Below are 10,153 nucleotides of genomic sequence, written 5' to 3'. Positions count from 1 at the left end.
GTTTTTTTATTTCAATGCAGTTTTAGTTCCATTTTGGTCGGTTATTTTAAAGTCGCCGTTTTCAAACCAAAGAGCAAACATTTTACCTTTATCAGAATTTTTTTTGTGCTCCAAATCAATTGCAATAACTTTCTGATTGTACAAAAATTGAATTTTTTCAAAAATCGTATGTCCAATAATCATTTTTGAAGACTTATATTTTGCTAATGTATTCTCTACATCCTTTTGGGCTTCATCTTCTTTTGCTATACCACGATACCAAAGTGGACTTTCGTTTCCTATAAAAACATCATCTCGTTTTTTACCTTTCTCAAAATTTGTATCTATTGATTTTCTTATGTTCTCATTGATTTCTTTTAAATTGTATTTTTCAGGAAAATCTTTTCTAATACCTGCATGAACAAATAGAAAATCACCAATTTTTTCAACGCCATTTTTTGTTCTTAACCATCTACCTAATTCAGTATTATTTGCGTACCATTTTCCATAGTCTAATTTTAAAGTATCTGCATTTTCGTGGTATTTATCTCGAACATATTTTAATTCTCCTTTTAGGTTCATCATTTCGTGATTTCCTAAAATAAAATGGACTTTTCCGCCTTGTTTTTCCGCTTCTTTTTCAAGTTTGTAAACCAACCATAGACATTCAGTAATATTTAAACCTCTATCAAAAAAATCTCCAACTAAAACCAAATGATTATCCCCAAAAGTCCAATTAAATTGATTATCAATGATTTTATTTCCCAGCAAAATTGATTTAAAACCTTTAAAATTTCCTTCAATGTCAGAAATGACAAGCATTTTATTGGGTAAGGCATATTCTGTTGGTTCGATTTCCAAACTATCTTTTAATTGAAATTTGAATGTATCTCTTGTTTTATCAACATAACAACTTAAAGTATCCTGCTTACTAATTTCAACTTTACTCGTTGTAAATAAAGTATCTTTTGGAAAGATTTGATAATTAATTATTTTGCCATTTTCGTAAATAATAATTGGACCGTCTGAACTAACTGTTGAGCTATCTTCGTCTGTATTTCCGTGCTTTATAGACCACCCCAGGAAAATATATAATCTTTGAATTGTTTCAGTATATAAAAGTAATGCACCTACTCCCAAATATATAATTATGGTAAGGGGCAGAAATAATAATATTTTTTTTAATTTCATCGTTTAATGTCAAGTTTTGTTTGTCTTTGCTGTTGGTTTGTAAAATTGCCACCAACGGCTCGGCGGCTTTGCGAAGTTTCCTCTGGAAGCTCTGCTTCCGTGAGGGAATTTTGCAAAACCGCTTGATGTGCGAAGTTCGCGAAGCGACGAGCTCATCAGGCGGTGTAAGCCGCCGAGCCGATGTAGCGAAATCCGCTTCGCTCCTTTCGCTACATCGGTCGGGTATTGCCGAAGGCGGGGCTTATTAGCACCTTACTTCAACTAAAATATCACTCTTCGAAGATAAACAAAATTTTCTAAAAAAACAATTAACCCCGCTTGCGGCAATACCTTGTTGTAACCAGTTTTTATTTTCTTTATTTCTCTATCTTTATACTTAACCCTAAATCTGATTGTTCAGACAGTTTAAACATTGTAACATTTTGATTTTTAATGCTTAATGCAATAATTAGGTTATTCTGTGTCGTGTTGTAAAAATATGAAAATCAATTATTTATGAGGCTTAGGCAGAGAAATTTGACAGAGTTAGGGTTTAACGGTATTATGTCCTCCCACTCCTGACACTTCTATCCATTTAGTGATTCGGTAATCAAAATGATTAAATTTCTGTTCTGTTTTCTTCACTAATTCAGGTAAATCTATTATCAATTCTCGTTTAGTTCGAGGAGATAACCAGCGGTCTAATTCATAGGTGTCTTGAAATAATAATTCGTTTTCTCGTGAATAAAACATAAATTCGACCTCTATTCCTTTGTAAACAATAAATTCAGAGATATTCCACAAAGAGCCTTCTATTCGATATTTCCGAAAATATTTCCAAAACAACCACTTAGAACGTGGGTGCATTAGTAACACAAAATCAGCTTTTAAATCTTCATTTATTTTTTCCGTCGTTTTTTCCACAAGGTTTTCCTAAATTGGTTACAACGGAAAAAGTATTTGCGAAGGGCGGACTAAATTGAACCAATCGTTCAATTTCGACCAAACCGAGGCGGATGCTTTTTCCGTATTGCTAATTTAAGAAAAAAGTAATACGGAAAAGCAGTAGCGGATAAATATTCCCTAATTTTCAACTATTACCTCTCCCCGCCTTTCGCAAATACTATGTTATCTGCTGTCTTTATTATTTGTCTTTTTCCGGAAAACATTGGGGACCAATTGCACCGCCTCTATATTCCAAAACTAAATATGGATCTACATATCGAAAATTACAATCATTATAATTTTCATCGGTTATAAATTGAGTATAATTTATAGGATTTTTAAAAATATTAAAAAAGTACATTCCCATCCCACTTCTCGCAAATCCAACTTGAGTTGGTTCACCATTTTTTATCTGAATACAGTTAGCACCATCTAGTTTGTTTTTCAAAGTTTTTAAAATTTCATTATTCCAATTGATTGTTTTCATGATGCTATCTGTTCGGCTAGAATTTAATTTCAAGTCCCAATCCAAAAAGTTATTTTTTCCCATTGTGGAGTCTCTGTAATAAATTCCAAATCTTGCAATTGTTTCACCATCTTCAAACTCTATTTCTACAATTTTGTCTTCTGAAACAATACTATTGTAGTAGTTTATTACTTCGGATATTTTGTCTTTATTGTTGATATATTCTTCTTTCAAATCAGAAGTTGAGTATGATTTATCAAAACCACCAAATGCACTCAAAACAATCATCATAAAAATAAAGTGTAATAAGACTACAATTCCAAATAAAATCAATGCTATTTTGATAAATCCCCTCATTTTCTATTTATTAACGGTGGCTTGGCAAGATTGCAGATAACGGTCAGGGTATTGCCGAAGGCGGGGCTTCTCAGCACCTAACTTCAACTAAAATACCATACTCCAAAGATAAACAAAATTTTCTAAAAAAGCAATTAACCCCGCTTGCGGCAATACCTTGTTACCAGCTGTACTATTTTTTTCTGCGTGGTGTCTTTTCCGCATAGTTTTCAGTCCGCACGTTTTTCACATTTTCAGCGTTCAAGTCCACAATTTGACCGTTTAGTTTTTCAGCCTTTAAGTCAGTTCCGCAGTTTTTTAGTTATTCTTTTTCAGTTTTCAGTTCCAAAATCCATTCGTTTTTCCGCTTTTCGTCAGTTTGAGGTTCTTCCCTTTTGGATTTTTCCTCTTTTTTTAGGTTTTAAAAGTCCAACATTCAGTCGAGCGTTAAAAGTTATCAGCTGTACTCCCCAACATTTTTTAAGAGTCGACTCATTCAAATATGCTTTCAAGTCGTCCGTTGTAGAAAATGAATTTAGACCTCTAACACGTTCTGCTCGGCTGGGTCTGAATTCAGTTTCTTATTATTTACAATTTAATCACTCGGTAAGTTCAATCCTTCGGACGAAGCAGTTGGATAGTGTGGCAGGCAACGGTTTTAGGCTTGGCGAAAGTGGGAAATTTTATGCACAAAAGCTCAACTCAACACTAATGCCAAATATAAGCACAAATGTTGAATTGAGCAATGTCGCCCCACTTTTGTCAAACCGATGTTGTAGGCAATACTATTTTGTTGATTGTTATTTGTCTCGTTTATAATAAGCTACAATACTCGCTTTTGCAAGAGTGTTGTTCCAAAGATAAAAACCTACAACAGCAGGATTAATATTGGCGTCAAGTCCTAATTTGTCAGTTTTTAAGGCATAAACTGTTATGATGTACTGATGAAAACCATGTCCAACAGGTGGGCAAGGACCTCCGAAGCCATTAATTCCATAGTCTGTTTTACTTTGAATGGCTCCTTTTGGTGCTAAATTAAGTTTAATATTACCTGCGTTAGTTACCAACTCATTTATGTTTGCTGGAATGTCAAACACAACCCAATGCCAAAAACCACTTCCAGTTGGTGCATCTGGGTCATACATTGTAATTGCAAAACTTTTTGTTCCTTCGGGTGCATTTTTCCAAGATAATTGAGGCGATTGGTTGTCTCCCAAACAGCCAAATCCATTGAACTCTTGTACTTTGGTAGTTTCTCCACCTAAATCTTTGCTGCTTAATGTAAATGTCTTTTGTCCAAAAACAACTGTTGAGAAAATCAACGACAAAACTAAAATCAAATTTGTTCTTTTCATTTTTATTACTATTTAAATTCTCAGCAAAATTAAATTGTATAATTCGAGGAAAATTTAGCGTAATGTTCAAAAAGTGTTTCTAAAAGCTCAATCTTTATAATGCTGCTTGGGTGTAACTCCATATTTTGATTTATAAGCTTGTATAAAGCTTGATAAATTTTCATATCCGACCTCTAAATATATTTCTGAAGATCTTTTTTGTTCTTTATAGAGCAAATGATGTGCATACTCTAATCTTTTATTTTGAAACCATTTTATTGGCGATTCAGCATAATGTTTTTCAAATTCTCTTTTAAAAGTAGATATACTCATATTGCATAAAAATGCTAATTCTTTTAATGTCAGTTTGCTCATCAAATTCGTTTCAACAGTTTGAACGAATTTTTGAGATGTATCATTATTTTTCACCAACAACGAGTGCAAAATGTCTGTACCATATATTTCTGTCAAATAAAGTATTATCTCTTCAAACTTCACTTCAAGTATTCTTTTTTGAATGTTTTTTGAAAGTTTGGAAATATCTAATAAACTATTTACAAATCGTTGAATAAATTCATCATATTTAAAAGAATAAACCGATTTATATTCACTCAATTCGTTTCTATTCAGTTCGTTTTTTTGGATAAATTTCAATAATATATCGTTGGAAAAAAAGAGAAGTACACTTCTATAATTTCGAGTGTCTGAAAGTTTTTCTGTCATTAAACAATGTCCTGACTTCATTATCAGAAACTTGGAATTATCAATTGATAAAGTTGAGTTATCAAAAACAACTTCTTTATTTCCCTCGATTAAAAAACTGAATGTGTTTTGATTTAGAATAATTTGCTGTTTTGCAATTTCTTTTGAGCTACAGTAATCAAAAATCTGGACAGGTTGTAAACTTTCGATATTAAGTTCGTCAGGAAGTGTAATTGTCTTCATTCAGTTCGTTATTCGTTTATATGCACTTTTGTGAAGTATTGCTCACAACGGTTCGGGTATTGCCGAAGGCGGGGCTTATTAGCACCCAACTTCAACTAAAATACCACACCTCAAAGTTAAACAAATTTTTCTAAAATGCAAATATCCCCCGCTTGCGGCAATACCTTGTTGGCAGAAGTAGTTTTATTGAGCAATTTGTATTGTATTATTCGTCAATTCTACATTAAAATTTACTTTTGCTTTCAATGCCCCAAAAACTTTCAAAATCGTTTCCATTGTTACATTCTTCGTGTTATTTTCCAATTTTGAAATTTGAGCACGTTGAACACCAACTAATTTCCCTAATTCTTCTTGGGTTAAATTTCTTTCAAGTCGGACAGTACGAATCATTTCGCCTAACAATTCTACCTGTAACTCTTGTTCGTATTGAGTTCGTTTCTCGGTTCCGATTTCTCCGATAAATTCGTTCTTTATTTGGTCTAAAGTAAAAATTTCCAATTCCTTATTATTTGTTGCCATTTTTAAGTTTATTTTTCAATTCAAAATACTGTAATCTGATTTGTTCTGCTTTTTCTATTTCTTTTTCAGGAGTTTTTCCTGTCTTTTTAATTATTCCATGTGTCGATATAACTAATGTTTCCTGATTATTTTCCTTGTCCCAAAAGGCAAAAAGTCGATAATAGGTTTTGTTATAGAGTGTTCTAAATTCCCAAATTTCTCCTTTCAGTTTTTTAAACAACTCATTATCAGTCTTTATTTTAGCCTTATCAATATTAAAGATTATTTTGTCCTGACTTTTTTCTTCCAAACTCAATAAAAATTCTCTTGCTTCGGTTAAAAATAACACATTAAATTTTTTCATCCATATCTTTTATTGTTTCCATACAAAGATACAAACTTTTTTAATATTTAAGTTTTATTTACGAGATTTTTTTAGAACAGTTTTTCAGTTGTACTATTTCTGCCAACGGTCCGGGTATTGCCGAAGGCGGGGCTTACGAAGCCAAATCTTCGATAAATGTACAAAAATTAATAGAAAACCAAATTTTCTATTAAAAACTCCCTCGCCGTTTTTGCCAAACCGATGTTATATGCAGTTAATTTATTTTTAGTTGTTTTTTAAATTCATTTGTAATATCAACAATGGTAATGGATTCTATACTATTATTCTTTAAAAGTAATTCTAATGTTTTAATATAAGTTTCACCGAAAAGAGTTGTAACTGCCGCTGCTGTTGCTCCAGAAATCGCAGCTCCTGCAGCACTTCCAATTCCTGGGAAAAATTTCGCAATATTAGCCACAATTGTTCTTCCAACAAAAGTTGCTCCTACACCAGTTATTGTGGAGCTTACTAATGTAGAAAGCAATGCTTTATCTGTATTTAATCCAAAAACATATGAAATTCCAGCAAGCATACCAACTTGTATTGGAACAAGTGTGGCAGCATCAGAAAATGGTATTGGAATTGCACCTGCCCCAGCAGCTGTCAATGCAGATCCGGCTACTATTTTATGTGCTCTATTAATTCGTTGCTTCATGTCAACCTTTTGTGCTACAGCAAAAGCATTCCTCTGAGCCTCTGGCAGAATTTCCATTGATAAATCAACAAGTTCATTTAGACCTGTAATTGGTACTTTATTTTCACCTATATTAAAAGTAACTGAGTTTACTCTGACAATATTCTTTGCGTTTGTAAAATGTTTACGAACTTCATTTCTAAAACCATCATCATGTAAGGCTTTAGTTATAACCCCGATAACAGGAACTCTTTCAGATAAAAAATTACATAAATCTATTTCGGCATCTTCAATTCTTCTAGAATTTTCATCAATACATATCCAAGCCATATGAATATGGTTATTTGGATTTGCATCGTTATTTTTATTCTTTATATATTGTTGAAGTTCATTTTTAATTTCTTCGTAATCTTGTATTTCTAAGCCTTTTGTGTCTGTTAGCACAATTGGAATGCCTTCTTTTCTTATTTCTGTTATTTTTTGTGTAATAGGCTTTCCACTCCCTGTAGTCGCAAAATTTCCTTCAAAAACAGCGTTAATTAAGGTGGATTTTCCAACACCAGTTCTGCCGGCAATTAAGATATTAACGTCTTTCATTTCAGACTTAGCTTTTTTCATAGCTTCTTCAATTAGTTTTTTTAAATCGTCCATTTTTATAGTGTTTTTGATATTAATTACATATAACGGTCCGGGTATTGCCGAAGGCGGGGCTTCTTAGCACCTAACTTCAACTAAAATACCATACTCCAAAGATAAACAAAATTTTCTAAAAAAGCAATTAACCCCGCTTGCGGCAATACCTTGTTACCAGCTGTACTATTTTTTTCTGCGTGGTGTCTTTTCCGCATAGTTTTCAGTCCGCACGTTTTTCACATTTTCAGCGTTCAAGTCCACAATTTGACCGTTTAGTTTTTCAGCCTTTAAGTCAGTTCCGCAGTTTTTTAGTTATTCTTTTTCAGTTTTCAGTTCCAAAATCCATTCGTTTTTCCGCTTTTCGTCAGTTTGAGGTTCTTCCCTTTTGGATTTTTCCTCTTTTTTTAGGTTTTAAAAGTCCAACATTCAGTCGAGCGTTAAAAGTTATCAGCTGTACTCCCCAACATTTTTTAAGAGTCGACTCATTCAAATATGCTTTCAAGTCGTCCGTTGTAGAAAATGAATTTAGACCTCTAACACGTTCTGCTCGGCTGGGTCTGAATTCAGTTTCTTATTATTCACAATTTAGAGCACTTTAAATCGTTTCAGTTCCTTAGCGAAATGTTTGGAGTGTATAGCTGGTAATGGTGGGGCTTTGCGAAGAAGCGGATAAAAAACCACCAACCTCCCCCAACAATACAAAGGTAATAAAAATTACATTATGTCCAAACAAAAACCGCTCCCGCTTTTTTGCAAAACCCGTGTTGCACGCTGGACTTTCGTTTCCGCTTCTATTTAGTATTCACAATATGGTATATTCGCACAGATTAAGATTCAATTGTCCAAGCAATTTCAGTCAATTTCGGTTTCCTAAAATCAATTACAGTTTTTCAAATTCAAGTCTATCCTATTTTCAATTCAGTTTTTCATAGGAATTGTAATTACTACTCTGACAAAGTCAATTCGGTGATTGTTCCGTTGTTACGCTACACTAATGAAAATTCACTACGAGTAAAAATCAATTATATTCCGTGATACAAAAAATAGAAAATGAATTCAAACCTTTCAACATTTTCTTTGTTCGGTTTGGATTCAGTTTCTTTTATAACGCTAAAATTTAACTTTATTTCGGCTGCGTGAATTTCAGTAGTGTTGCGTGCAACGGAAAAAGTATTTGCGAAGGGCGGGCTAAATTGAACCAATAGTTCAATTTCGACCAAACCGTAGCGGATGCTTTTTCCATATTGCTAATTTAAGAAAAAAAGTAATACGGAAAAGCAGTAGCTGATAAATATTCCAAATTTTTCAACTATTACTTAATCCCGACTTTTGCAAATACTATGTTGTGTGCTGTACTATTTTCTTCTTTCCATTCGCTTAAGTCTATTATCTTCAAAATAGACTTTGTACGATTTAGTTATTTCGGGATTAATAAACTGTTGAATAGACTTGTCGTAATTATGGTTAGTAAATAATCCATAATAAATTCCAGTTAATGACTTTTTTATTTTCAAAAAACAATAGTCATCCTCAATGATTATTAACCTTTTTTCAAACTCCTTTTCCCAATAATGTGATTTTGATAAAAATAATTCTTCAAAATTTCGTTCAATATGTTGATAAATATTTTCTTCTTTAGATTTCTTTAAATTCCAATCTATCCATTGATTTTTTTTCTTTGGGTTATAATTCACATTTTGAAATTTAAAAATGTTTATATCTTTATTTTCCTCAAGAAATAAGTCAGTATCGATTTCAAGGCATATTCCATGGTGATTTTCGGCATATTGTGCCCACATCATTTCATTTTCGTAACCATAATACTTATCAGAATATACAAAGCAAATAGCTTGAATTTTTGCCTTAATATCTTCACCAAGTTGATATTGACTTTCAAAGTGGGCAATATTTTTGTCTGGATTTAGATTAATTTCAGGATATAATTCTCTATAAGGAATATTTACACCTCCAAAAGCCCATCTTTGGTTTTCTTTAGGACCGTTCATTCTATTTAAGAAATTTGTTCTTAAAGTCATTGTTGGTAGAATGAACTCAATTGCTGTTGAAAGTTTTGTATAATGATAAATTTTTGACATTCAATATTTTTAGCGGTTTTGGGATAGTATTGCACACAACGGTCCGGGTATTGCCGAAGGCGGGGCTTCTTAGCACCTAACTTCAACTAAAATACCATACTCCAAAGATAAACAAAATTTTCTAAAAAAGCAATTAACCCCGCTTGCGGCAATACCTTGTTACCAGCTGTACTATTTTTTTCTGCGTAGTGTCTTTTCCGCATAGTTTTCAGTCCGCACATTTTTCACATTTTCAGCGTTCAAGTCCACAATTTGACCGTTTAGTTTTTCAGCCTTTAAGTCAGTTCCGCAGTTTTTTAGTTATTCTTTTTCAGTTTTCAGTTCCAAAATCCATTCGTTTTTCCGCTTTTCGTCAGTTTGAGGTTCTTCCCTTTTGGATTTTTCCTCTTTTTTTAGGTTTTAAAAGTCCAACATTCAGTCGAGCGTTAAAAGTTATCAGCTGTACTCCCCAACATTTTTTAAGAGTCGACTCATTCAAATATGCTTTCAAGTCGTCCGTTGTAGAAAATGAATTTAGACCTCTAACACGTTCTGCTCGGCTGGGTCTGAATTCAGTTTCTTATTATTCACAATTTAGAGCATTTTAAATCGTTTCAGTTCCTTAGCGAAATGTTTGGAGTGTATAGCTGGTAACGGTTTATGTATTGGCGAAGTGGCGGAAATCAAAACACAAAATATTGAATTTAGCATTAATGTTAAATAGAACTACTTGCTTTTATATTAGGACTTAAC

At 32.8% G+C, this 10,153-nt stretch carries 9 protein-coding genes; all 9 read right to left on the bottom strand.

Features of this window, described 5'->3' with window-relative positions:
• Window positions 1–6 precede the first annotated feature (6 nt).
• The 9 genes from VIX88_RS12265 to VIX88_RS12225 all read right to left on the bottom strand — a co-directional run bounded on the left by VIX88_RS12265 (window position 7) and on the right by VIX88_RS12225 (window position 9,421).
• On the bottom strand, window positions 7–1,170 hold the full coding sequence (locus VIX88_RS12265; RefSeq protein WP_153926690.1) for a metallophosphoesterase: 1,164 nt from the start codon (window positions 1,168–1,170) through the stop codon (window positions 7–9).
• 525 nt (window positions 1,171–1,695) lie between these two features.
• Entirely contained in the window at window positions 1,696–1,902 is a 207-nt protein-coding gene (locus tag VIX88_RS12260) for a hypothetical protein (RefSeq protein WP_260377649.1), read from the bottom strand.
• 391 nt (window positions 1,903–2,293) lie between these two features.
• Window positions 2,294–2,917, bottom strand: coding sequence for a hypothetical protein (locus VIX88_RS12255; protein WP_127919956.1), 624 nt, complete (start codon window positions 2,915–2,917; stop codon window positions 2,294–2,296).
• A 779-nt stretch (window positions 2,918–3,696) separates the two neighbouring features.
• Entirely contained in the window at window positions 3,697–4,251 is a 555-nt protein-coding gene (locus tag VIX88_RS12250) for a YbhB/YbcL family Raf kinase inhibitor-like protein (RefSeq protein WP_014937098.1), read from the bottom strand.
• A gap of 87 nt (window positions 4,252–4,338) precedes the next feature.
• Complete coding sequence (locus VIX88_RS12245; protein WP_014937099.1) at window positions 4,339–5,175, bottom strand: helix-turn-helix domain-containing protein; 837 nt, start codon at window positions 5,173–5,175, stop codon at window positions 4,339–4,341.
• A gap of 183 nt (window positions 5,176–5,358) precedes the next feature.
• Window positions 5,359–5,694, bottom strand: a complete 336-nt coding sequence (locus VIX88_RS12240; RefSeq protein WP_014937100.1) for a helix-turn-helix domain-containing protein — start codon at window positions 5,692–5,694, stop codon at window positions 5,359–5,361.
• Entirely contained in the window at window positions 5,681–6,037 is a 357-nt protein-coding gene (locus VIX88_RS12235) for a type II toxin-antitoxin system RelE/ParE family toxin (RefSeq protein ID WP_014937101.1), read from the bottom strand. The genes VIX88_RS12240 and VIX88_RS12235 overlap by 14 nt, the downstream gene beginning before the upstream one ends.
• A gap of 235 nt (window positions 6,038–6,272) precedes the next feature.
• Entirely contained in the window at window positions 6,273–7,343 is a 1,071-nt protein-coding gene (locus VIX88_RS12230) for a YcjF family protein (protein ID WP_014937102.1), read from the bottom strand.
• Between the two features lie 1,337 nt (window positions 7,344–8,680).
• A complete protein-coding gene (locus tag VIX88_RS12225) occupies window positions 8,681–9,421 on the bottom strand; it encodes a DUF2971 domain-containing protein (protein ID WP_079206264.1) in 741 nt (246 codons plus the stop codon).
• Between the last annotated feature and the right edge of the window lie 732 nt (window positions 9,422–10,153).

It is taken from the genome of Riemerella anatipestifer (assembly GCF_035666175.1).
In the GTDB taxonomy this organism is placed as follows: domain Bacteria; phylum Bacteroidota; class Bacteroidia; order Flavobacteriales; family Weeksellaceae; genus Riemerella; species Riemerella anatipestifer_D.
The sequence above is the reverse complement of the archived record's forward strand: the minus strand, read 5'-3'. Positions and strand labels throughout refer to the sequence as shown.